We start from the raw sequence: 25,169 nt of genomic DNA on the forward strand, positions 1-25,169 counted from the left end.
GCCCGCCCGGGCCTCAAGTTTGCGCCCCGCTGGCCGATGATGAGGCAGCACGCCAATCAAGGGGAGGGGGGCGCACCATGTCGATTTCACCGGTGTCGAGCACACCACCTTCCCCCGGGGGCGGCGCGAGCGACGACGGCCTGCGGGCCCAGATCACCAAGCTGACCCAGCAGATCGCCAAGCTGAGCGTCAAGCTGCAGGCGCTGGTGCGCTCCGATGCCCCGGCCAAGGAGAAGCTGGCGCAGACCAAGGTGCTGCGCCTGCAAATGGATTTGCTGAGCCAGCAATTGGCCCAGTTGATCGCCGAACAAGCACGCCGCCAGCAAGGCAGCGCGGCCGCCACCCAAGCCTGGGTGCAGAACGCCCTGACCCAGGCCGAGCGCCGCGAGCGTTCGGCCGCCGGTACCTACAACCCCCGCGGCCATGTGACCGACGCCGTGTCGTGGCCGCCGTCCAATCCCCTGCTCACCGGGCTCAACACCCAGGCCTGAGCGTGCCGGGCGACAGCCGCCGCCATGGCTGGCGCTCGCGGTGGCGCGGCAGGCGGTTCGCTGTGGGTTGCGGGTTGAGCGGGCCCTGAGCCGTGGCTGACCGCGGCCTCAGGGCCAGCTGACGCCCTCCAGGCGACCGCGCCCCTCGATGGCCAAGATGGGGCAATTCAACACCAGGTCGGTGGCTTGCACGGTCAGCAGGCCCTCGTCCTCGGCGGCCAGGATGGCCTGCTCCGAGCGCAGTTCCCGCGCTTGCGAGGCTTGCTTCCAGGTCACGGTGGTCAGGCGCCACAAGGGGCTGTAAGACAGGTCCTGGCTGGCAGGACCCACCGGTTGCGGGGCCGACTGGAACACCGGGGCCTGCTGGAAGTTGCTCACTTTGTAGACCCGTTCCAGCAGGTTCAGCCCCGCGGGGGCGCGGGCTGAGCGCGCCAGTCGAGGGGCATGGTTGGCCTTTTGCTCGACCGCCAGCGCGGCGTCCGACACATCGGTGGTCACGTACCGCGCCTCCAGGCCGTCGATCCAGCCGATGCGCAAGGGCAGGCTGATGGTGCGGGCGGCGGCGGGCGCGGTGGCGGCGGGCGCGCCCGCCTGCGGGGCGGTGCTGCAGCCGCTCAGCCAGGCACAGGCCAGCGCCAAGGCCAGGCCGATCAGGGGGCGTTGGGGGGCCAGCGAAGAAGTCAAATCACGGGTCATGGCGTCTCAGGCATCCAAGGTGGGGGCGGCAGGTCCGAAGCCGCGCGGCGAAGCGAGGGGGAGGGCGGGACGGCGTCGTGGGCCGCCGCACCAGCCATTTTGAGGGGGTTTGGGCTGGCCTGGCAAAGCCCCCAAGCAGGTAGGATTTCACTTCCGAGGGGCTTTGTCCTTGGGGCGGCTGGTCGGCGCTGACCCGTCGGCATGGTATTTTCAGAACACCCATGCCCGAGGCGGTGAATGCCTGCCGATCCTCGATTTCGACCTTCCGACCCAACGGCCCGCCTCAACGACCGCCCATGACCCCTTTGGACCTCCGCAGCTTCAACCTGTTCGGTGGCCTGGTGTGCACCACCATGGGCTTGGTGCTGCTCGCGGTACGACTGCATTTCCGCAGCCCGGTGCAGGGCTTGGGGCATTGGGGCGTGGCGCCGCTGATGGCGGTGGCCTCGGCGCTGCTGTTCGGGCTCGAAGGGCGGGTGCCGTCAGCGCTGGTGCTGGTGGGCGGCAATGGCCTGCTGCTGGGCTGCAACATCGCCATGCTGGCGGGCACCAGCCGCTTTTTGCACCGGCCCTGGCGCTGGTGGCCCTGGCTCACGGGCACGGCGTTGTGCTTGCTGGTGCTGCTGTGCTTCTCCAGTGTCTGGCCCGATTACCGGGTCCGCATGATGACCTTTGCCTCGACCATGGCCTGGGTCTGTGCCGCCCATGCCCGCTTGCTGTGGGTGCATGGGCGGGGCTTGTCGGCGCGCCTGATGGGGGCGGCGATGGTCTGGCAGACCGGCGTCCTGCTGGTCCGCGCCGTGGCGACCTGGTGGATCGACCGGCCGGACACCCAGCGCTTTGAGCCGGTGTCGGTGATCCACACGGTCTATGTCGGCACCTTTGGCTTCTCGGTCATGCTGCTGCTGGTAGGTGGTTTGCTGATGTTCAGCGAATACCTTCGGCAGCGCTTCGAGCACCTGGCCACCCACGACGACCTGACGGGCGTGCTGAACCGCCGCGCCCTGGCCACGCGGATCGACCAGGCCCACGCCCGTTGGCAGACCCAGCGCCAGCCCTACGCCTTGCTGTTGATGGATGTGGACCATTTCAAGCGCATCAACGACGCCCTGGGCCACCAGGCCGGCGACCGGGCGCTGGCCCGGGTGGCCGCCACCTTGCAGCAAGGCCTGCGCGCCTCGGACACCCTGGGCCGCTACGGCGGTGAGGAGTTCATGGCTTTGGTGACCGGGGCGGATGCCGAGCTCGCCTTGTCGCTGGCCGAGCAACTCTGCCAGCGGCTGGCCCAGCAGGCCGATGACGACCAGGCCCCCGCCTGCACCGTCAGCATCGGGGTGGCGGTGGTGGGCGCGGGCGACCCCCAGAGTGACTCGGTGCTGGCCCGGGCCGATGCCGCGCTCTACCAGGCCAAGGCCGCGGGGCGCAACCGCGTGGTGCTGGCCTGAGGCCGTTCGCCTGGGCCCACAGGCGGTGGTCAGCGCCCCGATCGCCCCGGCGGCTTCGGCTGGCGCCTTGAGGCGGTTGGTACGGAGGCGTCAAGGCCCTGCCGAGGGGGGGGCGCCGATCTGCGTTTTTTGCGCACTTGTTCTTGCAATTCACGCATTTTTAAGTGGATATTTGCCGGGATCTGCTGGATTCAATCCGCGGCTTTGGTGAGTCCCAAAAAAATCACGCTTTGGCCAAGTTGTTGCAAAAAGTGTCATGTATCTGACAATTTTGCCTTGCTGGCTTTTTCCCAGGCTGCGGACAATGGCAGCCATGTTGGGATCCTGTCTCTCAGACCACTTGGACTGGTTTTTTGAGGCATGGCAGCGTCCGGTTTGGAGTGTTTTTCTGCTTTAAATGCTCCTGAATAAAATGATCAATAGAATTCAAAGTCGAGTCGGCTTAAAAACCTGGACTGAATATGGCCAGTTTTTAACCTATGCCGAAGGTCGATTTCGGCGCTCAGCGCTGGTGGTGCAAATCACGGCCTGCCTGGCCTGGGGCGTTGCGGCGGTCGTGGCACCAGCCGACGCCCATTTGGACTGGGGCCTTTTGCTGCTCTATGGCCTGATGATTCTGGCCGCCGCTTTCTTGACCGATCGCGGCGCCAGCGCCGTGGTGCGGGCGATCGGTCGGGCCACTTTCGCGCTGGTCATTGCCAATGCCCTGGCCCATGTGGTGCACGCATCGCCAAGCGCTTTGTACTGGGTGCTGGCGATTGCCTCGTTGGTGGTGGTGGCCATGTCGCCTTTGCACCATGAGCCATTGGCATTCATGGTCTGCGCCAGCCTGATCGATGCCACCTTGCTTTGGCCCCGGCGGCTGGCCATTCTGCAGTCGCCGGAATGGGCCTGGATGGCTTGTCTGGTGGTGTTTGCCCTGGTGTTTGGACTGTTGTTGAACAGCCTCTACTTTCTGGAGCGCCTGCGCTTGTACCAAACCAATCGCCGGTTGGCGGAATTGGCTTACCGGGATGGTTTGACCCAGCTGAACAACCGGCGTGCTTTCATGACGCAGCTGGAGCGGGCCGTGGTGTCCGCAGAGGCCCACGAGCTGCATTTTCTGCTGGTCGATGTGGACGACTTCAAGTGCGTCAACGACCGCTATGGCCATGCCATGGGAGACCAGGTGTTGCGCTCGGTGGCGGCTCGCATCCGGGCGATTGCGGGTGATGCGGCGTGCGCGCGCATCGGGGGCGAGGAGTTTGCGGTGCTCAGCCGTGGTGGGCGGGCCCAGGCCGAAGCCCTGGCGGTCCGCATCAACGCGGCCTTCACCGACCGCCCGATCGAACACCTGTGGGTGACGGTGAGCACGGGCGTGTCTTGTTTTCGCCCTGGCATGACGGTGGGGCAACTCATGAATGAGGCCGATCTGGCCCTGTATGACGTCAAGAAAATGGGTAAGAACGGTTACTCATTTGCGGCCTGACGCGCGTCGCACGGGCCCATGCTGTGAAGGTGAATGGATGAAAGTTTTATCGACCGGGCGCATGTATGCCCGCGATTTGATTGGCAAGAGTAAATGGTTTAGTACGTGGTCATCTGTTGATATTGATGATTTTTTTATCAAGAGTGAGCTGCGTTCTTATTCAAAATTTGACTTGCTCTATCAAGATTATCGTGCGGAGGAGTTGATTTTTCTGGTGACCGGTTCGGCATGGGCTTGCCTGAGGAATGAACAGGGCTTGGTTCGGTTCGGCTTGGTGCAGTCCTCGATTTTGATAGGGCTTTCCCAGTTATTAGGAAAAACATTTTCTGATGAGCCCTGCTATGAGTTCTATGTGGCCGAGGATGCCTTGGCGCTGGCGATTCCGACCGCGGTGTTGAAGCAGCGCCTGGCCGCCCGTCCAGTGCTGTGGCAAACCGTGGCGGAGGCCGCCATCCTGTACCAGCGTCACTGCATCAAGCTGGCCCTCCTGCTCTATGCCGGGCCGACCAAGGAGCGTTTGATCTCGGCCTTGTTCCAGTTTGGGGTGTCGGCTTCGATCCGCTCCAGCGACCTGAATGAGGGCGGGGTTCACATTTCGCAGGAGGACCTGGCGGTGTTGATTCAGGCCTCGCGCCAGCACGTGAACCGGGCGCTCAAGGAGCTTGAGGCGGAGGGGGTGATTGCGCTGGGCTACAAGCGCATCGACATCCTGAACCCGACCGAGCTGGAGCGCCGGGCCTTGGCGCGCCTGCTTTACCAGTCGCCCGGCGACTGATGGACCCACCGGGGTCGAAACCCCTCGCCCCCTTTTTGGGGGCCTTGAATCTGATCGGAGCTTGCCATGAGGATGAATTTACCGGTGTCTCAACGGGCGTTCGAGTTTGCGCCCGAGGCGACGCTGATGTCGATGACCGACACCAGCAGCCGCATCACCTATGCCAACAGTGCTTTCCTCGAAGTCAGTGGCTTCGAGCGCGAGGAGTTGATGGGCCAGCCGCACAACCTGGTGCGTCACCCGGACATGCCGGTGCAGGCCTTCGAGGACATGTGGGCCACGCTCAAGTCCGGCAAGTCCTGGACCGGTCTGGTCAAGAACCGCCGCAAGAACGGCGACCACTACTGGGTGCGGGCCAACGCCACCCCGGTGTCGCGGGGCGGGCGGGTGAGCGGCTACATGTCGGTGCGCACCCGACCCAGCGCGCAGGAGGTGCAGGCCGCCGAGCGCCTGTACCGCGACTTCCGCGAAGGCCGCGCCGCGGGCCGGGCGTTTCACCAGGGGCTGATCGTGCGCACCGGCTGGCGCGGCTGGACCGCCTGGCTGCAGACCCTGTCGGTGCGGGGGCGACTGCGCTGCGCCATGGCGGTGCCGGCCGTGGCCAGTCTGGCCGGTGCCGCGCTGTGCGGGGTGGCGCCCGAGGCCCTGGTCGCGTGGGCTTTGGCGGCGTTGGGCCTCAGCACCGCGGTGGGGGCCTGGCTCGAATCTCAGATCGCCCGACCCCTGGGGCTGATCGAGCGCCAGGCCCTCAGCGTGGCCGCCGGCCAGCCCGCCGAGAACGTGCACCTGAACCGGGTGGACGAGATCGGCATGATCCTTCGCGCCGTCAACCAGGCGGGCCTCAATCTGCGCTCCCTGGTCGACGATGTCGGGGCCCAGGTGGGGGGCGTGCAAGCCGCCAGCGCCGGCATGGCCGCAGGCAACCAAGATCTGCGGGGCCGCACCGAGCAGGCGGCGGCCAGCCTCGAGGAGACCGCCACGTCGATGGAGCAGATCAACGCCACCGTCAAGAACAACGCCACCTCGGCGTCCCACGCGACGACCCTCGCGGCGAGTGCCAGCGAGGCGGCAGCACAGGGCGGGGCGGTGGTGGGGCAGGTGATCGCCACCATGCAGGACCTCAGCGCCGCCAGCAGCCGGATCGCCGAGATCATCGGGGTGATTGATGGCATCGCCTTCCAGACCAACATCCTGGCCCTGAATGCCGCCGTCGAGGCCGCGCGGGCAGGCGAGCAGGGCCGCGGCTTCGCGGTGGTGGCCGGTGAGGTGCGGCACCTGGCCCAGCGCTGCGCCAGTGCCGCGCGCGAGATCAAGGGGCTGATCGGCGACAGTGTGGCCAAGGTGGACAGCGGGGTGGTGCAGGCCGACGAGGCCGGTCGGGCCATGCGGGAGATCGTGACCCAGGTGCAGCGGGTCAATGGCCTGATTGCCGAGATCAGCCACGCCACCCAGGAGCAGGCCAGTGGCATCGGCCAGGTCAACCTGGCCGTGTCGCACCTGGACGACATGACCCAGCAAAACGCCGCCTTGGTGGAGCGCTCGGCCGCCGAAGCCGAGTCCTTGCAACGGCGGGCCGAGCGCCTGGCCGAGTCGGTGAGCGTGTTCTAGCGCCGAGCGCAGGCCGCGCCAGTGTTGGCCAGGCCCCCGCCAGCGCGGTGGCACGGTGGCACGGTGGCACGGTGGCGCGCCCGTCAGGCTCACATCACGACGGGGCCGCCCTTGGCGATGGCGCGCTGGTAGGCTGGGCGTTGGTTCATGCGCTGGCGGTAGGCCTGCAGGTGGCGGTAGCGCTGGGGCTGGTCGGCCCGCGACAGGGCGGCCTCGACGGCAAAGCTCATCTGAAAATCGGCCAGGCCCAGGGCCTCGCCGGTGAACCAGGGGCGTTGGGCCAAGTGGGCGTCCATGAAGGCCATGGCGGTGTCCACGTTCGGGTTGATCAGCTTGGCCTGCACCTGGCCGCACAGCGCGCGTGCGATCGGGCGCACAAAGAACGGCATCGGCTGCGTGGGCAGGGTCATGAAGACCAGCTTCATCACCAGCCAGTTCATCAGCGAGCCCTCGGCGTAATGCATCCAGAAGCGGTGCTCGCGGTGCTGTGCGGTGCCGCGTGGGGGTTCGAGGTCAGCGAGTTCGCCGCCCAGCCCTTGGCCATAGCGCTCGGCCAGGTACTCCAGGATGGCGCCCGACTCGGCCACGGTGATGTCGCCATCGGTGATCACTGGCGACTTGCCCAGCGGGTGAATGGCCTTGAGCTCGGGGGGCGCCAGGCGGGTTTTCTTGTCGCGCTGGTAGACCTTGATGTCATAGGGCAGGCCCAGTTCTTCGAGCAGCCAGAGCACGCGCTGCGAGCGCGAGGTTTCGAGGTGGTGGACAGTGATCATGGTGGTGCTTGCACAGACGTTGGGAGGGGGCGTGGCCGCCTGGTTGCGGGCCTGGTGTCTGGCGGGATTGTCCCTGCTTTGACGGTGCGGCCCAAGCCCAAAGCCCCGTGCCAGCGCGGCGCAAGGGCCTGCTTTACCATCGCTTTACCGCTCGCTCCGAGTCGTCGCGTCACAGAATGCTGTGCGGGCGTCGGCAGCGCCCGCCCGGAACCCCCCCCATGGACCAACTCGACGCCTTGCATGCCCTGCTGGCCGTGATCGACCACGGCGGCTTTGCCGCGGCTGCCCGCGCGCTGAACACCTCGCCAGCCAAGGTCACACGGCTGATCCAGGACCTCGAGCACAAGCTCAACGCCCGCCTGCTCAACCGCACCACGCGCACCCTGTCGCTGACCGAGGCCGGCGAGTTGTATGCGGGCCGGGTCCGCCCGGCGGTGGAGGCCTTGCGCGCGGCGCAGGACGAAGTCACCACCTACAACAGCCTGCCCTCGGGCGTGCTCCGGGTGAATTCCCTGCTGGACTTTGCCGTCACCCAGTTGATCCCGCGCGTGCCGCGCTTCTCGGCCCTGTACCCGCAGTTGGAGCTGGACGTGCAGGTGGCGGACCGGCTGCAGATGACGCCCGACCTGGACGCCGACCTGACCATCCTGTTCTCGCGTCAGCCCCTGCCGAGCGGCGACTTTGTGGCCCGTCGCCTGGCCATGACCTCGGGCGTGTTGTGCGCCGCGCCCCAGTACCTGAAGCGCCATGGCCTGCCCCTGCACCCCAAAGACCTGGTGCGCCACAACTGCCTGATCCCCAGCAGCAAGGAGCTGCCCGAGACCTTCATGCTGACCTGGGTCGGAGAGGGGGCGGTGGACCCGTTCGAGTTCCACCCCGGTGCGCCGAAGTTCCACTCCAACAGCCCCGAGGCCTTGCGCCACGCGGCGCTGCACGGCCTGGGGCTGGTGGGCATGTTGTCGGTGCACGCCCAACCCTATCTGCGCAGTGGCGCCCTGGTCCGGGTCTTGCCCGACTGGGTGGGCGAACGCTGGGAGATCTGGGCGGCGTACTCGGGCCGCAAGCACGTGCCGCGCAAAGTGCACGCCTTGCTGGACTTCCTGCGCCAAGAGCTGGGCGACCCGCTGCACGACCCCTGGTTGTTCTGAGCCCGGTCGGGCCGCGCGCAGGCCCGGCGCGCCCAGCGGTGTTCCGTGCTTGCCATCGCGGCCCATCGGCACCCGCACTGCGACCTGGAAGGTGTCGGGCACGTCGAGGTGAAGCGGCTGGCCCACGCCTTCCGACGGGATCCGCGCGTGCCGACTGAGCTGTCCTGGCACACCGTTTGCATGGCTTTAGCCAGCTTGGCTAACAGCTCCTGTATAGACAGCATATTGGTGCAAATCCTGATGAGGTGCACCAGCTTGGTGATTCACACTCCAGCCCTCACAGGCCTTGGGGCTGAGGCATCGGGCAGTCTGTCGACGTGGCTTGTATAGACAGCAATTCACCCGCTCCGCATGACGGTCCGGGTGGGCAAGTGCACGGGGCCTCAGGGCGCTGTGTGGGAACTGGTTTTCTTCAGCAATTTAGGAGCAGAGAAATGGGTCGTTCTACCTTCAAAGTGGCGTCGCTGATGGCGGCCGTGGGTCTGGCTGTGGGCCTGGCGGCGCCCGCGCAAGCGCAGGAAACCAAGATCGTGCTGGGCATGTCCGGCTGGACCGGTTTCGCGCCGCTGACCCTGGCGGACAAGGCCGGCATCTTCAAGAAGCACGGCCTGGACGTCGAACTGAAGATGATCCCGCAGAAGGACCGTCACCTGGCCCTGGCCTCCAAGGCCATCCAGTGCGCGGCCACCACGGTCGAGACCCACGTGGCCTGGAACGCCAACGGCGTGCCCATCGTGCAGATCTTCCAGATGGACAAGTCCTACGGTGCCGACGGCCTGGCCGTGCGCAACGACATCAAGGGCTTTGCCGACCTCAAGGGCAAGACCATCGGCGTCGATGCCCCCGGCACCGCACCGTACTTTGGCCTGGCCTGGATGTTGAGCAAGAACGGCATGAGCCTGAAGGACGTGAAGATCACCACCCTGGCCCCGCAAGCCGCGGCCCAGGCCTTTGTGGCCGGTCAGAACGACGCCGCCATGACCTACGAGCCCTACCTGTCCACGGTGCGTGACAACGCCAGCGCGGGCAAGATCCTGGCCACCACGCTGGACTACCCGATGGTGATGGACACCGTGGGCTGCGACCCCACCTGGCTCAAGGCCAACGCCAAGGCCGCCCAGGCCCTGACCGATTCGTACTTCGCGGCGCTGGAGATGATCAAGGCCGAACCCGCCAAGTCGCACGAGCTGATGGGCTCGGCCGTCAAGCAGACTGGCGAGCAGTTCGCCAAGTCGGCCGCCTACCTGCGCTGGCAGGACAAGGCCGCCAACCAGAAGTTCTTCGCCGGTGAACTGACCGCCTTCATGAAGGACGCCACCACCATCCTGCTGGAGGCCGGCATCATCCGTAAGGCGCCCGAGAACCTGGCCGCCACCTTCGACGCGAGCTTCATCAAGTAAACCCATGGCCGCTCCGACTGCATCCTCTGCCGGCGCGTCCTTGCCCACGGCGCAACCACCGAGCCTGCAAAGTCCGGCACCGGCCGCCCGCTCGGGCTGGCGGCCGCTGGAGCCCGTGAGCCCGCGCGCGCGCTGGGCGCTGGGCTTGGGTTTTTTCGTGCTGTTTGTGGCCGTTTGGGCCGGCTTCACCCTCGGCGGCTATGTGTCGCCCACCTTCTTGGCCAGCCCGGTCACGATGGCCCAGGAGGCGTGGCTGCTGTTCACCGAGTACGGTTTCCACAAGGACATCGGCATGACGGTGTGGCGCGTCCTCGGGGGCTTCGTGCTGGCTTCGGTGCTGGCCGTCCCGCTGGGCATCGCGATGGGGGCCTACAAAGGGGTGGAGGCGTTCTTTGAGCCCTTTGTCTCGTTTTGCCGCTACCTTCCCGCGTCGGCCTTCATCCCGCTGCTGATCCTGTGGGCCGGCATCGGCGAGTTGCAGAAGGTGCTGGTGATCTTCATTGGTTCGTTCTTCCAGATCGTGCTGATGGTCGCGGTCACCGTCGGGGGGGCTCGCAAGGACCTGGTCGAGGCCGCCTACACCCTGGGCGCCAGTGGCCAGGGCGTGGTGCGCCGCGTGCTGATCCCGGGCGCTGCGCCCGAGATCGCCGAGACCCTGCGCCTGGTGCTGGGCTGGGCCTGGACCTATGTGATCGTGGCCGAGCTGATTGGCTCGTCCTCGGGCATCGGCCACATGATCACCGACAGCCAGGCGCTGTTGAACACCGGCCAGATCATCTTCGGCATCATCGTCATCGGCCTGATCGGGCTGGTGTCGGACTTCGCTTTCAAGGCCCTGAACCGGCGCCTGTTCGTGTGGAGCTTTTTCAAATGAGCCAGCTGTCCATCCAGGGCGTGTCACGCACTTTCGAGTCGAACCGGGGTCAGAAGACCCAGGCCTTGCTGCCGGTGGACTTCGAGGTGCGGGACAACGACTTTGTCACCATCCTCGGCCCCTCGGGCTGTGGCAAGAGCACCTTGCTGCGCATCGTGGCCGGCCTGGACCACCCCACCAGCGGCCGTGTGCTGCTGGACGGCCAGCCCGTTCAGGGCCCGGGGGCCGACCGCGGCATGGTGTTTCAGAGCTACACCCTGTTCCCGTGGTTGACCATCGAGCAGAACGTGCGCTTTGGCCTGCGCGAGCGGGGCCTGAGCGAGGCGCAGCAAAAAGAGCGCAGCGACTTCTTCATCGCCCGCGTCGGCCTGCGTGGCTTCGAGCACCACTTTCCCAAGCAGCTCTCGGGCGGCATGCAGCAGCGCACGGCGATTGCCCGCGCGCTGGCCAACGACCCCAAGATCCTGTTGCTTGACGAGCCCTTTGGGGCGCTCGACAACCAGACCCGGGTGCTGATGCAGGAGCTGCTGCTGGGCATCTGGGAGGCCTCGCGCAAGACGGTGCTGTTTGTCACCCACGACATCGACGAGGCCATCTTCATGGCCAACCGCGTGGCGGTGTTCAGTGCCCGGCCCGGTCGCATCAAGACCGAGCTGGCGGTGGATTTGCCGCACCCGCGCCACTACACGATCAAGACCAGCCCCGAGTTCATGGACCTGAAGGCGCGCTTGACCGAAGAGATCCGCGCCGAGTCCATGGCCGCCGCCACCCACTGAGCGGCCCACCTCGTTACCATTGCGCCCCATGTCGCCTACCCCTGCCAGCCGCCGCAAAGCCGCCTCCCAAATGCCCTCGGTCAGTTCGACCGTGGCCTCGGTGAGCGCCGCCGCGCCGGCCCCGGCGCTGGCCCTGTACCAGCAGATCAAGGACCACATCTCGCGCAAGATCCAGGACGGCTCCTGGCCGGCCGGCCACCGCCTGCCGTCCGAGCACGAGCTGGTGGCGCAGTTTGGCATCTCGCGCATGACCGTCAACCGCGCGCTGCGCGAGCTCAGCGAGCAGGGGCGCATCGTGCGGGTGGCCGGTGTGGGCAGCTTTGTGGCCGAAGAAAAGCCGCAATCCACGCTGCTGCAGATCGCCAACCTGGCCAGCGAGATCCGCCAGCGCGGCCACGATTACCGCTGCGAGGTGCTGACGGTGGAGCGCATTTCGGCCTCGATGGAAGTGGCTGCTGCGCTGGATTTGCGCCTGGGCGATTCGGTGTTCCATTCGGTCTGCGTGCACCTCGAGGACGGGGTGCCGGTGCAATTGGAGGACCGCTACGTCAACCCGCGTGTGGTGCCCGACTTTGGCGCCCAGGACTTCACCCAGATGCAGCCGTCCGAGTACCTGGTGCGCAACGTGCCCTTCGACCAGGTGGAGCATGTGGTCGACGCCGTGCTGCCCAGCGCCGAGCAGGCCGAGCAATTGGCCATGCAGGTGCAGCAACCCTGCCTGCTGCTGACGCGGCGCACCTGGACGCGTGGCGTGCCGGTGACCGTGGTGCGCTGTTTGCATCCGGCGTCGCGCTACCGGCTGGGCAGCCGTTTTCGCGCCGACGGCAACCCGGTTTTTGGCTGAACACCGGGTGTTCAGCCCCTGATTTTGTTTTGCGTTAACTTGTATAGACAGGATGGTCAACATGACATCAACAAGCCTTCACAACCCCGCCACCTGCGCCACCCTGGTGTTGCAGCCGGGCCAGGTCAGCCTGGCGCAGTGGCGCCAGATCCAGGCCGGTGGGGTGACCCTGGCCCTGCACGGCTCGGCGCGCGAGGCCATCCTGGCGGCCCAGGCCAGCATCCAGCGCATCGTCGATGAGGACCGGGTGGTCTATGGCATCAACACCGGCTTTGGCAAGCTGGCCAGCACCCGCATCGCGCACGAGCGCCTGGCCGAGTTGCAGCGCAACCTGGTGCTGTCGCACAGCGTGGGCACAGGCGAGGCGCTGCCCGCACCGGTGGTGCGCCTGGTGCTGGCGTCCAAGGCGGTGAGCCTGGCGCGTGGTCATTCGGGCGTGCGGCCCGAGCTGATCGACGCCTTGCTGGCGCTGGCCAATGCCGATCTGCTGCCGGTCATCCCGGCCAAGGGCTCGGTCGGTGCCTCGGGCGACCTGGCGCCGCTGGCCCACCTGGCTTGCGTGCTGATCGGCGAGGGCGAGGTCATGACCCCCGAGGGCGGCCGCCTGGGGGGCACCGAGGCGCTGGCGCGCATCGGCCTGAGCCCCTTTGTGCTAGGGCCCAAGGAAGGCCTGGCCTTGCTCAACGGCACCCAGGTGTCGACCGCGCTGGCGCTGACCGGCCTGTTTGGCGCGGAAGAGGTGTTTGCCGCGGGCCTGGCCGCTGGCGCGCTGTCGCTCGAGGCCATCAAGGGCTCGGTCAAGCCGCTCGATGAGCGCATCCACGCCGCGCGTGGCCAAGCTGGCCAGATCGCGGTGGCGGCGGCGCTGCGCGAGTTGCTGGCGGGCAGTGACATCGTGCACTCGCACGAGCACTGCGGTCGCGTGCAGGACCCGTACTCGATCCGCTGCGTGCCCCAGGTCATGGGCGCCTGCCTGGACAACCTGCAACACGCCGCGCGCGTGCTGGTGATCGAGGCCAATGCCGCCTCGGACAACCCCCTGGTGTTCGACAACGGCGACGTGATCTCGGGCGGCAACTTCCATGCCGAGCCGGTGGCGTTTGCCGCCGACATCATTGCGCTGGCGGTGTCCGAGGTGGGCGCGATTTCGGAGCGCCGCATGGCCTTGCTGCTGGACACGGGGCTGTCGGGCCTGCCAGCCTTCTTGATCCAGGACAGTGGCGTCAATTCGGGTTTCATGATCGCCCAGGTGACGGCCGCGGCGCTGGCCTCGGAGAACAAGTCGCTGGCGCACCCGGCCAGCGTGGACAGCCTGCCCACCTCGGCCAACCAGGAAGACCATGTGTCCATGGCCACTTTCGGCGCGCGCCGCCTGACCGACATGGTCAACAACACCGCCGTGGTGGTGGGCATCGAGGCCATGGCCGCGGCCCAGGGCCTGGAGTTTCAGCGCCCGCTCAAGAGCTCGGCCGCCGTCGAGGGCCTGCTCGCCGGCATCCGCCAGCGCGTCGCCTTTTTGGCGCAGGACCGCTACCTGGCACCCGACATCGAGGCCATGCGCCTGTGGGCCCGCCAAAGCGATTGGCCCCGTTGCCTGACCGCGGCCCTGCCCAGTTTTGCCTCGGCCGCCTGAGCCGACCCTGTTTTTTGTCCCTTTCTGCTGCCTTCATCCCCCGACCTCAGGAGTGTTGACCATGAACGCCAACGATTCTTTCATCACCGCCACCCCGGCCGACCCGCGCCATGACGCCAGCCGCGTGATCCGCGCCCCGCGCGGCGCCGAGAAGACCTGCAAGAGCTGGCTCAGCGAAGCCGCCTACCGCATGCTGCAAAACAACCTCGACGCCGAGGTGGCCGAGCGCCCGCAGGACCTGGTGGTCTACGGCGGCATTGGCCGCGCCGCGCGCAACTGGGCCTGCTACGACGCCATCCTGGAGTCGCTGCGCCAACTGGAGGACGATGAGTCCCTGCTGATCCAGTCGGGCAAGCCCGTGGGCGTTTTCAAGACCCACGAGAACGCCCCGCGGGTGCTGATCGCCAATTCCAACCTGGTGCCCAAGTGGGCCACCTGGGAGCACTTCAGCGAACTCGACCGCCAGGGCCTGTTCATGTACGGCCAGATGACGGCCGGCAGCTGGATCTACATCGGCACCCAGGGCATCGTGCAGGGCACTTACGAGACCTTCATGGAAGCCGGCCGCCAGCACCACGGTGGCAGCCTGCAGGGCAAGTGGATCCTGACCGCGGGTCTGGGCGGCATGGGCGGTGCCCAGCCCCTGGCCGCCACGTTTGCGGGCGCGGTGTCGCTGAACATCGAGTGCCAGCAAAGCAGCCTCGATTTCCGCCTGCGCACCCGCTACATCGATGAACAAGCCCGTGACCTGGACCACGCCCTGGCCCTGGTGGCCGAGTACACGGCGGCCGGCAAGGCGGTGTCGATCGGCCTGCTCGGCAACGCGGCCGAGCTGCTGCCCGAACTGGTGCGCCGCGCCCGCGCCGGCGGCCCCCGACCCGACCTGGTGACCGACCAGACCTCGGCCCACGACCTGGTCAACGGCTACCTGCCCGCGGGCTGGAGCGTGGCCCAATGGCGTGCCGCGCAACAAGACGAAAGCCAGCACCCGGCGCTCAAGAAGGCCGCGGCCCAGTCCTGCGCCCTGCATGTGCAGGCGATGCTGGACTTCCAGGCCCTGGGCGTGCCGGTGGTCGACTATGGCAACAACATCCGCCAGGTGGCGTTCGACGAGGGCGTGAAGAACGCGTTTGACTTCCCGGGCTTTGTGCCGGCCTACATCCGCCCCTTGTTCTGCGAAGGCAAGGGCCCGTTCCGCTGGGTGGCCCTGTCGGGTGACCCGGAAGACATCTACAAGACCGACGCCAAGATCAAGGAGCTGTTCCCCGAGAACACCCACGTGCACCGCTGGCTCGACATGGCGCGCGAGCGCATCGCCTTCCAGGGCCTGCCGGCGCGCATCTGCTGGCTGGGCCTGGGCGAGCGTCACAAGGCTGCGCTGGCCTTCAATGAGATGGTCAAGAACGGCGAACTCAAGGCCCCCATCGTGATCGGCCGCGACCACCTGGACACCGGCTCGGTGGCCAGCCCGAACCGCGAAACCGAGTCCATGAAGGACGGCACCGACGCCGTCAGCGACTGGCCGCTGCTCAATGCCCTGCTCAACACCGCGGGCGGCGCCACCTGGGTCAGCCTGCACCACGGCGGTGGCGTGGGCATGGGGTATTCGCAGCACTCGGGGGTGGTCATCGTGGCCGACGGCACCGAGGCCGCCGCCCAGCGCCTGGCCCGTGTGCTGTGGAACGACCCCGCCACCGGGGTCATGCGCCACGCCGATGCCGGCTACGAGAGCGCCCAGGCCTGCGCACAGCGCCATGGCCTGAACCTGCCGATGCTGAAGGGCTGAGCCGTGCCGCCGGCACCGCAGCAGACCCCGATGACGTTCGCTGAGTGGCACTTCTTCGACCGCCGCACGTTGGTGGCCACCCCCTGGAAGAACGGGGGCGGGGTGACCCGCGAGATCGTCTGCCAGCCGCCCGGGGCCGACCTGACGGGTTTTGACTGGCGGGTGAGCATTGCCCACATCGCCAGCGATGGGCCGTTTTCGGCGTTCCCGGGCGTGGACCGCGTGATCACCCTGCTCGACGGCGCCGGCGTGCAACTTGATTCAGCCGATGGCCACGTGTCGCATGGCCTCGACACGCCTTGGCGGCCCTTTGCCTTCGCGGGCGAAGCACCCATCCACAGCCGACTGCTGGGCGGGCCCTGCGATGATTTCAATGTGATGACACGGCGCGGCGTCTGCCGGGCCTCGGTGCAGGTGCTGCGGGCCCCCGCGGCCGGCCCGGCGCTGCCGCTGGGCAGCCCGCCCGCCGGCCTGTGCATGGTGCTGCAAGGCGCCTGGTCGCTGGTGGGGCCGGCCCCGCGGCGCCTGAGCGAGGGCCAGGGCCTGTGGTGGGCTGGCGTGCCGGGGGCTGGGCCGGTGCCTGCGACGCCGGCGCTGCGGGCCGAGGCGCCCGACGCGGTGTTGCTGTGGGTGGCCGTCGAGCCCCACAGCGTCTCGAATGAACTCAAGGAGTGACCATGACGCATGCACAAGCGCCCGGGGCGGACGGCCTCTGGGTCCACTGGCAGGGCTGGCCCGGTGGCCTGGCCGAGGGGGTGCCCGCCGACAGCAACGCGCTGTGGGTGCAAGGCGGCCAGGTGCAGTGGGTGGGGCGCGAGGACACTGCCCCAGTGCCCGCCGATGCGGTGCGCCACGACGCCCGCGGCGCCTGGTTGACCCCCGGCCTGATCGACTGCCACACCCACCTGGTCTACGGCGGCCAGCGGGCCAACGAATTTGCACTGCGCCTGGCGGGGGCCAGCTACGAGGACGTGGCGCGTGCCGGGGGCGGCATCGTCTCCAGCGTGCGCGCCACCCGGGAGGCGTCTGAGGACGCCTTGCTGGCCAGCGCCAGTGCGCGCCTGCAAAGCCTGTTGGCCGAGGGGGTGTGTGCGATCGAGATCAAGTCCGGCTACGGCCTGAGCCTGGCGCACGAACGCAAGCAGTTGCGCGTGGCACGTCGCCTGGCCGAGCTGCACGGGCTGACCGTGCGCAGCACCTTCCTGGGCGCGCACGCCTTGCCGCCCGAGTACGCGGGCCGCAGCGGCGACTACATCGATCTGGTGTGCCACGAGATGCTGCCCGCGCTGGCCGCCGAGGGCCTGGTCGACGCGGTGGACGTGTTCTGCGAGCACATTGCGTTTTCGCTCGCCGAGACCGAGCAGGTGTTCCAGGCCGCGCAGGCCCTGGGCCTGCCGGTCAAGCTGCACGCCGAGCAGCTGTCGGACATGGGCGGGGCCGCGCTGGCGGCGCGCTATGGCGCCTTGTCGTGTGACCACATCGAGCACCTGTCGCCCGAGGGCATCGAGGCCATGCGCGCCGCGGGCAGCGTGGCGGTGCTGCTGCCGGGCGCTTACTACAGCCTGCGCGACACCCACTTGCCCCCGATCGCCGGGCTGCGCGCCGCCGGGGTGGCGATGGCCGTGTCGACCGACCACAACCCGGGCACCTCGCCCGTGCTGAGCCTGCTGCTGATGGTCAACATGGCGTGCACGCTGTTCCGCCTCACCGTGCCCGAGGCTTTGGCCGGGGTGACCCGCCACGCGGCGCAAGCGCTGGGCCTGCAGGCCACACACGGCGTGGTCGGCCCGGGCCGACCGGCCAACCTGGTGTTCTGGCCGGTGCAAGACCCGGCCGAACTGGCCTACTGGGTCGGGCAGCGGGCCCAGCCCACGGTGGTGCGCCAGGGCCGCATCGTGCAGCGCGCCTGCGGCGGCTGATTGGAATCGACCACTTTGGATGCTTGGACTTCACTCATGAGTGCTCGTCAATTGTTTGCTGAACACGCCCTGCTGCCCACCGGCTGGGCGCAGAACGTGTGGCTGGCCTGGGACGCCCAGGGCCAGTGGACCCAGGTGCAAGCCGGCACCACGCCCCCGCCCGGCGTGGCCCGGGCGGCTGGCCCGGTGCTGCCGGGCCTGCCCAACCTGCATTCGCACGCTTTCCAGCGCGCCTTTGCCGGTCTCACCGAGTACCGCAGTGCGCAGGCGGGTCAGAGCGACAGCTTCTGGAGTTGGCGCACCCTGATGTACCGCTTTGCCGGCCACCTGACGCCCGAGCGGCTGGAGGCGATTGCCACCTGGCTCTACCTGGAGATGCTGGAGGCGGGCTACACCTCGGTGTGTGAGTTCCATTACGTGCACCACCAAAGCGACGGCCAGCCCTATGCCGACGCCGGCACGCTGTCGCGCTGCCTGCTGCGCGCGGCCCAGCGCGTGGGCCTGGGCCTGACCCTGCTGCCGGTGCTGTACCAGACCGGCGGCTTTGGCCAGCAGGCCCCGCACGCAGGGCAGCGCCGCTTCTTGAATGCCACCGACGCCCTGTTGCGCCTGCTGCAGGACCTGGCCCCCGACGCCACGGCCCAGGGGGCCCGGCTGGGCCTGGCGCCCCATTCGCTGCGCGCCGTGCCCCCCGACAGCCTGCGCGACGCCGTGGCCGGCCTGACCGCGCTGGACCCGTCAGCGCCGATCCACCTCCACATCGCGGAGCAGACCCAGGAAGTGGACGACTGCCTGCTTTGGACCGGGCAACGCCCGGTGCAATGGCTGCTCGACCATGCCCCGGTGGACGGCCGCTGGTGTCTGGTGCACGCCACCCACATGAACGAAGGCGAGTACCGCCGCGCCGCCGCCCGGGGCGCCGTGGCCGGCCTGTGCCCCAGCACCGAAGCCAACCTGGGCGATGGCCTGTTCGACCTGCCCCTGTGGACCGAGGCCGGTGGCCGCTGGGGCCTGGGTTCGGACAGCCATGCCTGCGTCAACGCGGCCGAGGAGATGATGCTGCTCGAATACGGCCAGCGCTTGCAACGCCGCCAGCGCAATGTGCTGAGTGCCCCCGACCAACCCCATGTGGCCACTGCCATCACCCTGCAGGCCGTGGCGGGGGGCGCCCAGGCCAGTGCCCGGCCCGTGGCGGGCCTGGCCGTGGGGCAGCGTGCTGACCTCGTGGTGCTGGACCCGCAGCACCTGGCCCTGGCCGGCCTGTCGGCGCAGGACATGTTGTCGGCCCATGTGTTTGGCAGCCACCGCAGTTCGGCCATCGCCCAGGTGATGACCGGCGGGGTGCTGCGTGTGCAGCAGGGTCGCCATGCCTTGCACGAGGCCGCGGCACCCGCCTTTGTGCAGGCGCGCAGTGCCTTGCTGGCAGCGGTGTGACCGCCTCCGCGCTACCCTGACCTTGTTTGGATTGCCCTTGTTCTGATCGACGCTTGAACCCTGTTTGCCATGGCCCATTTCCACACCACCGAAGCCCCGTTCCGTTTTCGCCGCGGCCGCACGCCGCTGCTGATCTCTTTCCCCCATGTCGGCGCCCATGTGCCCGAGTGCGTGGCCAGCCGGCTGAGCCGCGCGGGCGTCGAGGTGCACGACACCGACTGGCACCTCGAGCAGCTCTATGCCTTTGCCGACACTTTGGGCGCGTCCATGCTGGTGGCCACCCACTCGCGCTATGTGATCGACCTGAACCGCCCGCCCGATGGCGCCAGCCTGTACCCGGGGCAGAGCGTCACCGGCCTGTGCCCGATCGACACCTTTGACGACACCCCGCTTTACACCCGCGGTGAGGCGCCCGACGCGGCCGAGGTGGCCCAGCGCCGCGAGCAGGTCTGGCTGCCCTACCACGCGCAACTCGAGGCCGAGCTGCAGCGCCTGCGCGCCGAACACGGCGTGGCGCTGTTGTGGGACGCGCACTCGATCCGCTCCGTCCTGCCGCGGTTCTTTGAGGGCAAGCTGCCCGACCTCAACCTGGGCACCGCCGACGGCGCCAGCTGCGACCCCGCGCTGGCGCAACGCCTGCTCGCGGTGGCCCAGGGTGCACCGGGTCACACCGCGGTGCTCAATGGGCGGTTCAAGGGGGGCCACATCACGCGGCATTACGGTCGACCGGCGCAGGGCTTTCACGCGGTGCAGCTGGAGATGACCCAAAGCAGCTACATGGACGAGGCCATGCCGTTTGCCTACCGCCCCGACCTGGCGGCCCAGATCCAGCCCACCTTGCAGCAGCTGATCGAGACGATGCTGGCCTTTGGCCGCGCGGCCTGAGCCCGGTCCCGACGTGGCCCGGCCTAGCCCCGCGGGCACCGCGGGCACCGCGGGTGGGGCGGCCCGCGCCTGGGTGACTTGGTCGGCGCGCGGGCGGACCGGGTGGGTGGGCTGGGTTGACGGTTGTCGTGGGCCGAGCTTGCGGGCATTTCGCACCGTATCGGCCCGGTAAAGTCGGGGACTTCGCGGGCACCAGGCCCGAGCCGTGGCAACATGCCGGCCATGACGAAACACCTGTCCTACCTGAGCGCACGCGCTCCCTTGTCCACCTGGCAGCGCTGGGCCCGCCCGCTGGCGCTGACCGGCTTGTGCCTCCTGGCAGGCACAGCCTGGGCTGCCAAAACCCCCCACAAGTCGAGCAAGGCCGCGCCGGCCGCGGCCGCAGCTGCCACCGCGACGGCGGCGGCGGCCACCAGCAGCCCCGCACGGGCCAATACTTGCCCGCCCAACTCGCCGCCCCTGTCCGCCGAGCTGTTCCAGCAAGCCGCCCAGAAGGCCACCGACCGTGGCTTTTTGTGGAAAGTCACGCGCGACGAGCGCAGCTCCTACCTCTACGGCACCTTCCACGCGGGCAAGGCCGAGTGGATGGCCCCGGGGCCCCTGATCAGCGAGGCCCTGGCACAAACCGATGTGACCGGGCTCGAGCTCAACCCCTTCGATCCCGACCTGCAGCGCGAGCTGGCCTCGATCACCCAGGGGGTGCAGCGCAAGCTGTCGCCGGCCCTGCAGACCCGCTTGCAACAACGCTGGCAGGCCGAGTGCCTGCCCGCAGCGGCGCTGGGCACGGCCCCGCCCGAGGTGCAGGCGCTGACGCTGACCTTCCTGTCGGGCCGCCGCGATGGCCTGCAGCCCAGCTTTGGCACCGAAATCATGCTGGCCGTGCTGGCCCGCCGCGGTGAACGCCCGCTGGTCTCGCTGGAGTCGGCTGCGGGTCAAATGAGCGCGCTGCTCGCGCCCAACGACGCCGACGCCAACACCCTGGTGGGCCGCACGCTGGACGAGCTGGAACAAGGCCAGTCGCGCCGCATGTTGGCCCGCCTGGCCCAGTTGTGGGAGCAGGGCGACCTGCAGACCCTGGAGCGCTACGCCGACTGGTGTGAATGCCTCAAGACCCCGCTGGACCGCAGCCAGCTCAAGAAGCTCATGGACGACCGCAACCCGGGCCTGGCCGACCGCTTCGAAGCGCTGCACGCCGAGGGCCTGCGCGTGTTCGGCGCGGTGGGCTCGCTGCACATGGTGGGGCCAACGGGCCTGCCCACGCTGCTGGAGCAACGCGGCTTCCGCGTCGAGCGCCTGCGCTGAAGCGTCAGGCCTGAGCCGATCCGCCCTGGCCGCGCCTCATCCTCGCCTCACCCGTGCCACACCCGTGCCACACCCGTACCTCACCCACACCTGTGGGGCCGGGGCCCCGCGCTCAATCGGCCAGGGTGTACAGCGGCACGTCGTGCTGCTGGGCCAGGGTGTCCAGTGCGGCGCAGGTTTGGCCTGCCAGGAACTGGGCCACCGCGTCGTGTGTGGCGGCCGAGAACAGGGTCTCCGGGCCCGTGATGGCGATGCCGGCCTGCTGGCACAGGGCCGCTGCAAAATGCGGCTCCAGGGCCGCCAGGGCAACGCGCCCATCCCGACACCGGTAAACCCGGTAGCCCGCGTGGGCGCCCCCCACCGCGCCCTCGGGGCGGGTCAGGCCCCAGTGGCGCGGCAAGGCCAACCAGCGCGCGGCCTCACTGAGCGCAATTTCACGCCGGGCACCGACCCCGCTGCGGGCCCGCTCCAGCAGGCATTGCAACACCGCCTCGCTGGCCTGCAGTGCGCCAGCCATGTCGGCAAACAGGGTGGCGGGCAGGTGGAGGTCGGGCACCAGGCCGGCTTCGGCCAGGTAGGTGAGGTCGTGGCCGGGTTCCTCGGCCCGATCACCCGGCGCACCGACGATCTCGACCAGGGACAGGCGCGGGTGGCGTGCCGACAGCGTGGCCCAGTCGAGGCCGAGCTTGCGCAAGGCCGAGGGGCGGAACGAGGTGATCAGCACATCGGTCTGGGCCAGTTCGGTGTGCAGCAGGGCTTGGCCTTCGGCGCTTTTGAGGTCGGCATGGACCACCCGCACGCCGCTGTGCATCACCGCGTAGGCCTCGGGGTTGTAGGCGCCCATGGGGTCGGCCGACACGCCGTGGCGCGGCAGGGGCTCGAGCTTGACGCACTCGGCGCCCAGGCGCTGGCAGCGCATCAGGGCGGCGGGGCCGGGCAGGTTGAGGGCCAGGCTGAGCACGCGGGTGCCCTGCAAGGTGGTGTGGGTCGCGGTGGCGGTCATGGCGTTGTCTCCTGGGCGGCCGTCGCGCTGATCCGGGGCAGCGCGGGCCGGGTCTGAAAAAGAAGCCGGTGCATCCGGACCGGGCCCGAGCGGGCAGGCCTGGCGGCAGGCGGGTCACGAGGCAGGCGGATCACGGGGCAGGCGGATCACGGGGCAGGCGGATCACGGGGCAGGCCGGGGCGTCGGCGCTCAGTAGCGCAGCTTGCCGGTGGCGTCGACCACGCTCATGTCCACCCACTGGCTGCCTGAGTTGCCTTTGCTGAAGTTCACGCGGAAGCCGCCAAAGTCCTGGTCCCCGGCACTGCGCAGCGCGTCCATCAGGGCCTCGGGGCTGGCGTTGCCGCGGCTGCGGCGCAGCGCCTCCACCAGCACGCGGGCGCTGAGGTAGCCCTCGAGGTGGAAAGCCGTGTAGGTCTTGATCTCGGGCGCGTGGCGCGCCATGGTGGCCTGGAAATCCGCCTGTAGCGGCAGCCCGCGCCCGTTCGGGTTGGGGTAAGTCTGGGCGATGCCAACGCCACGGGCCGCAGCCTCACCAGCCACCTTGACCAGCAGCGGAGCCGACAGGTAGGACAGCGCCATGACCGAGCGGCTGTAACCCGCGTCGCGCAGTTGCTTGATGGCGTCGGCCATGAACTTGGGCGAGCCGATCACGATGACCGACTGCGCGTCGGCCGCGCGCACCTCTTTGGCGGCGACGGTCAACTGGGCATCGTCGTGTTTGGACTGCGTGCCCTCGACCCGGGTGTAGCCGTAGCCCGGGGCCATTTCTTTGAGGGCTGCCAGGCCCTGCTGGCCGATCGGCAACTCCTGGTACAGCACCTGCACGGTGCTCATGCCCAGGGTGCGGCCGTGTTCGAGCATGCGGGCGTACTGCTGCCGGTCGCTGGCGCGGATGTGGAACAGCTTGGGGTGACCCGGGTTGCGCAGCGAGTCGGCACCGGGCACGGCATTGATGACCACCAGGTTGGCGTTGTCGAGCAAGCGTTCTTTGATCAGCGTGCTCAGCGCGGCCGAGCCCACCGGGCTGATCAGCGCAATAGGGCGGTTCTCCAGCGCCTTGGGCAGTGCGGCCTTGAAGCCGTCGGCGTTGAACTGGTCGTCCAGCGTGAACAGGCTGATGCGCCGACCTTGCACGCCACCGGCTTTGTTGACCTGGTCGAAATAGGCTTTGGCGCCGGCCTGGATGTCGGGGGCGTCGGGGGAGGGCAGGCCCGTGAAGGGGCCGATCTGGCCCACCACCCAGTCGTCGGCGGCCCAGGCTGTGGCGGGCATGCTGCCCGCCAGGGCCAGCCACAGGCTCCAACCCACCAGGCCCTTCAGGCCCTGGCGCCGGGGGGCGGCGTCGTGCAGGGCTGGGCGGCGTGCAAACAGGCCCCAGGGTGCCGGGCACTTGCGCATGGTCTGTCTCCGTTCTCAGTGTTTGCTGCGAACTATAGCGGCAGACCGGGGCGGTTTGCCGCGGCGATTGACCTGAACGCAACACCCTGTCCCGGGGCCCACGGTGCTGCGACCGGGGGAGCCTTGGGGCGTGGCGGGGGCACGGGGCCCCGCCCACGCGGGGCCCTGGCTCAGAGCTTCATCGGCAGGCCGACGTAGTTCTCGGCCAGCGAGGTGGAGGCGGCTTCGGAGTGGATCAGGTAGTCGAGCTCGGCTTCCTGGATCTTCTGGCCGAATTCACCGGTTTCAGGGAAGCGGTGCATCAGCGAGGTGAACCACCAGGAGAAGCGCTCGGCCTTCCAGATGCGGCTCAGGCAGCGGGCCGAGTAGTGGTCGATGCCGGCCTGGCTGCGCTCGCGGTAGTGCTCAATGAAAGCGCTGGACAGGTAGCCGACATCGGAGGCGGCGAGGTTCAGGCCCTTGGCCCCGGTTGGCGGCACGATGTGGGCCGCGTCGCCGGCCAGGAACAGCTTGCCAAAGCGCATCGGCTCGGCGACAAAGCTGCGCAGCGGGGCGATGCTCATCTCCAGCGACGGGCCGGTCACCAGGCGCTCGCGCGCTTCGGGGTCGAGGCGGCGGGCCAGCTCTTCCCAGAACAGGGCATCGGTCCATTGCTCCACCTTGTGGTCGGACGGCACCTGCAGGTAGTAGCGGCTGCGCGTGTGGCTGCGCATGCTGCACAGCGCAAAGCCGCGCGGCGTGTTGGCGTAAATCAGTTCTTCGGACACCGGCGGCACGTCGGCCAGCACGCCCAGCCAGCCGAAAGGGTAGACCTTCTCGTAGAGCTCGATGGCCGAGGCTGGCACGCTGGCACGGGCCACGCCGTGGAAGCCGTCGCAACCGGCAATGAAGTCACAGGCGATCTCATGCGTCACCCCGTCCTTCTGGTAGCGCACGCGCGGCTGGCCGCCATCGAAGTCGTGCAGGCTGACGTCGCTGGCTTCGTACACGGTGGTCAGGCCGGCGGCCGCGCGGGCGGCCATCAGGTCGCGCGTCACCTCGGTCTGACCATAAACCATCACGCGCTTGCCGCCCGTGAGCTTGTGCATGTCGATGCGGTGGCGTTCGCCCTTGAACAGCAGTTCGAAGCCATCGTGCGGCAGGCCTTCGGCGTGTGCGCGCTGGGCCACGCCGGCTTGCTCCAGCAGGTCCATGGTGATTTGTTCGAGCACGCCGGCGCGGATGCGGCCCAGCACGTAGTCGCCGCTTTGGCGCTCGATGACGATGTTGTCGATGCCGGCTTTGTGCAGCAGTTGGCCGAGCAGCAGGCCCGAGGGGCCGGCGCCGATGATGGCGACTTGGGTGCGCATGAGGGGTCTCCGTGGATGTGGGATGGAACGTCCGCAAGCGTAGAAGCGAGCACGCCGCAGCGAAAGCCCGACGCTCAGCCTTTGTGCGATGATCAAGTCGCTTGTGCGATCATCGCGCAAGATTGATGTACATCAACCCGGCCCTGCATGGCCCGGCCAGCC

At 68.4% G+C, this 25,169-nt stretch carries 23 protein-coding genes; 17 read left to right on the top strand and 6 right to left on the bottom strand.

Translation table 11 applies throughout. The features are described from left to right. Window positions 1-77: 77 nt before the first annotated feature. The gene (locus tag PSQ40_RS05675; protein ID WP_273949496.1) at window positions 78-491 is read left to right on the top strand and encodes a FlxA-like family protein; all 414 of its coding nucleotides are present in this window, start codon (window positions 78-80) and stop codon (window positions 489-491) included. A gap of 108 nt (window positions 492-599) precedes the next feature. Here the strand turns inward: PSQ40_RS05675 and PSQ40_RS05680 are convergent, their stop codons facing one another. After that, window positions 600-1,187, bottom strand: a complete 588-nt coding sequence (locus PSQ40_RS05680) for a DUF7482 domain-containing protein (RefSeq protein WP_273949499.1) — start codon at window positions 1,185-1,187, stop codon at window positions 600-602. 296 nt (window positions 1,188-1,483) lie between these two features. Here PSQ40_RS05680 and PSQ40_RS05685 point away from each other — a divergent pair, with 296 nt between their 5' ends. Then, window positions 1,484-2,632, top strand: a complete 1,149-nt coding sequence (locus PSQ40_RS05685) for a GGDEF domain-containing protein (protein ID WP_273949502.1) — start codon at window positions 1,484-1,486, stop codon at window positions 2,630-2,632. 150 nt (window positions 2,633-2,782) lie between these two features. Here PSQ40_RS05685 and PSQ40_RS05690 read toward each other — a convergent pair whose 3' ends face one another. Beyond that, window positions 2,783-2,947: a hypothetical protein gene (locus PSQ40_RS05690; RefSeq protein WP_273949505.1), complete on the bottom strand. Its 165-nt coding sequence runs from the start codon at window positions 2,945-2,947 to the stop codon at window positions 2,783-2,785. A gap of 262 nt (window positions 2,948-3,209) precedes the next feature. On the opposite strand from PSQ40_RS05690, the gene PSQ40_RS05695 reads away from it, so the two are divergent. The 3 genes from PSQ40_RS05695 (at window position 3,210) to PSQ40_RS05705 (ending at window position 6,483) form a co-directional block, all read left to right on the top strand. Continuing rightward, complete coding sequence (locus tag PSQ40_RS05695) at window positions 3,210-4,100, top strand: GGDEF domain-containing protein (RefSeq protein ID WP_273949514.1); 891 nt, start codon at window positions 3,210-3,212, stop codon at window positions 4,098-4,100. 37 nt (window positions 4,101-4,137) lie between these two features. Next, window positions 4,138-4,875, top strand: coding sequence for a Crp/Fnr family transcriptional regulator (locus PSQ40_RS05700; protein ID WP_273949516.1), 738 nt, complete (start codon window positions 4,138-4,140; stop codon window positions 4,873-4,875). Window positions 4,876-4,941: 66 nt separating this feature from the next. Next, entirely contained in the window at window positions 4,942-6,483 is a 1,542-nt protein-coding gene (locus PSQ40_RS05705; protein ID WP_273949518.1) for a methyl-accepting chemotaxis protein, read from the top strand. Between the two features lie 89 nt (window positions 6,484-6,572). Here the strand turns inward: PSQ40_RS05705 and PSQ40_RS05710 are convergent, their stop codons facing one another. Beyond that, window positions 6,573-7,256 carry a glutathione S-transferase family protein gene (locus tag PSQ40_RS05710; protein WP_273949521.1) on the bottom strand — a complete coding sequence of 228 codons (684 nt, stop codon included), beginning with the start codon at window positions 7,254-7,256 and terminating at the stop codon, window positions 6,573-6,575. Between the two features lie 218 nt (window positions 7,257-7,474). Here PSQ40_RS05710 and PSQ40_RS05715 point away from each other — a divergent pair, with 218 nt between their 5' ends. The 12 genes from PSQ40_RS05715 (at window position 7,475) to PSQ40_RS05770 (ending at window position 21,257) form a co-directional block, all read left to right on the top strand. Next, on the top strand, window positions 7,475-8,404 hold the full coding sequence (locus PSQ40_RS05715) for a LysR family transcriptional regulator (RefSeq protein ID WP_273949523.1): 930 nt from the start codon (window positions 7,475-7,477) through the stop codon (window positions 8,402-8,404). A gap of 434 nt (window positions 8,405-8,838) precedes the next feature. Beyond that, a complete protein-coding gene (locus PSQ40_RS05720) occupies window positions 8,839-9,804 on the top strand; it encodes an ABC transporter substrate-binding protein (protein ID WP_273949525.1) in 966 nt (321 codons plus the stop codon). 4 nt (window positions 9,805-9,808) lie between these two features. Then, complete coding sequence (locus PSQ40_RS05725) at window positions 9,809-10,678, top strand: ABC transporter permease (RefSeq protein WP_273949526.1); 870 nt, start codon at window positions 9,809-9,811, stop codon at window positions 10,676-10,678. Then, window positions 10,675-11,454: an ABC transporter ATP-binding protein gene (locus tag PSQ40_RS05730; protein ID WP_273949527.1), complete on the top strand. Its 780-nt coding sequence runs from the start codon at window positions 10,675-10,677 to the stop codon at window positions 11,452-11,454. Before PSQ40_RS05725 ends, PSQ40_RS05730 begins: the two co-directional genes overlap by 4 nt. 70 nt (window positions 11,455-11,524) lie before the next feature. Next, on the top strand, window positions 11,525-12,298 hold the full coding sequence (gene hutC / locus PSQ40_RS05735) for a histidine utilization repressor (RefSeq protein WP_273949927.1): 774 nt from the start codon (window positions 11,525-11,527) through the stop codon (window positions 12,296-12,298). 52 nt (window positions 12,299-12,350) lie between these two features. Next, window positions 12,351-13,931: a histidine ammonia-lyase gene (hutH, locus tag PSQ40_RS05740; protein WP_409338553.1), complete on the top strand. Its 1,581-nt coding sequence runs from the start codon at window positions 12,351-12,353 to the stop codon at window positions 13,929-13,931. Window positions 13,932-13,992: 61 nt separating this feature from the next. Further along, entirely contained in the window at window positions 13,993-15,717 is a 1,725-nt protein-coding gene (gene hutU, locus PSQ40_RS05745) for a urocanate hydratase (RefSeq protein ID WP_273949530.1), read from the top strand. Window positions 15,718-15,747: 30 nt separating this feature from the next. After that, the gene (locus PSQ40_RS05750; RefSeq protein WP_273949533.1) at window positions 15,748-16,392 is read left to right on the top strand and encodes a HutD/Ves family protein; all 645 of its coding nucleotides are present in this window, start codon (window positions 15,748-15,750) and stop codon (window positions 16,390-16,392) included. A 2-nt stretch (window positions 16,393-16,394) separates the two neighbouring features. Beyond that, complete coding sequence (gene hutI, locus PSQ40_RS05755; RefSeq protein ID WP_273949536.1) at window positions 16,395-17,636, top strand: imidazolonepropionase; 1,242 nt, start codon at window positions 16,395-16,397, stop codon at window positions 17,634-17,636. 36 nt (window positions 17,637-17,672) lie between these two features. Then, window positions 17,673-19,070 carry a formimidoylglutamate deiminase gene (locus PSQ40_RS05760; RefSeq protein ID WP_273949540.1) on the top strand — a complete coding sequence of 466 codons (1,398 nt, stop codon included), beginning with the start codon at window positions 17,673-17,675 and terminating at the stop codon, window positions 19,068-19,070. Window positions 19,071-19,139: 69 nt separating this feature from the next. Continuing rightward, window positions 19,140-19,955, top strand: coding sequence for an N-formylglutamate deformylase (gene hutG / locus PSQ40_RS05765; RefSeq protein WP_273949543.1), 816 nt, complete (start codon window positions 19,140-19,142; stop codon window positions 19,953-19,955). 222 nt (window positions 19,956-20,177) lie between these two features. After that, window positions 20,178-21,257, top strand: coding sequence for a TraB/GumN family protein (locus PSQ40_RS05770; protein WP_273949546.1), 1,080 nt, complete (start codon window positions 20,178-20,180; stop codon window positions 21,255-21,257). Window positions 21,258-21,369: 112 nt separating this feature from the next. On the opposite strand, the gene PSQ40_RS05775 is transcribed toward PSQ40_RS05770, so the two are convergent. From PSQ40_RS05775 to pobA, 3 genes are all read right to left on the bottom strand, one after another. Then, on the bottom strand, window positions 21,370-22,260 hold the full coding sequence (locus tag PSQ40_RS05775) for a CoA transferase (protein WP_273949577.1): 891 nt from the start codon (window positions 22,258-22,260) through the stop codon (window positions 21,370-21,372). A 189-nt stretch (window positions 22,261-22,449) separates the two neighbouring features. Beyond that, window positions 22,450-23,658, bottom strand: coding sequence for an ABC transporter substrate-binding protein (locus PSQ40_RS05780; protein WP_273949580.1), 1,209 nt, complete (start codon window positions 23,656-23,658; stop codon window positions 22,450-22,452). Between the two features lie 170 nt (window positions 23,659-23,828). Next, window positions 23,829-25,007: a 4-hydroxybenzoate 3-monooxygenase gene (pobA, locus tag PSQ40_RS05785; RefSeq protein WP_273949582.1), complete on the bottom strand. Its 1,179-nt coding sequence runs from the start codon at window positions 25,005-25,007 to the stop codon at window positions 23,829-23,831. Window positions 25,008-25,169: the final 162 nt, after the last annotated feature.

Source organism: Curvibacter cyanobacteriorum, from assembly GCF_028649475.1.
Lineage (GTDB): Bacteria > Pseudomonadota > Gammaproteobacteria > Burkholderiales > Burkholderiaceae_C > Curvibacter > Curvibacter cyanobacteriorum.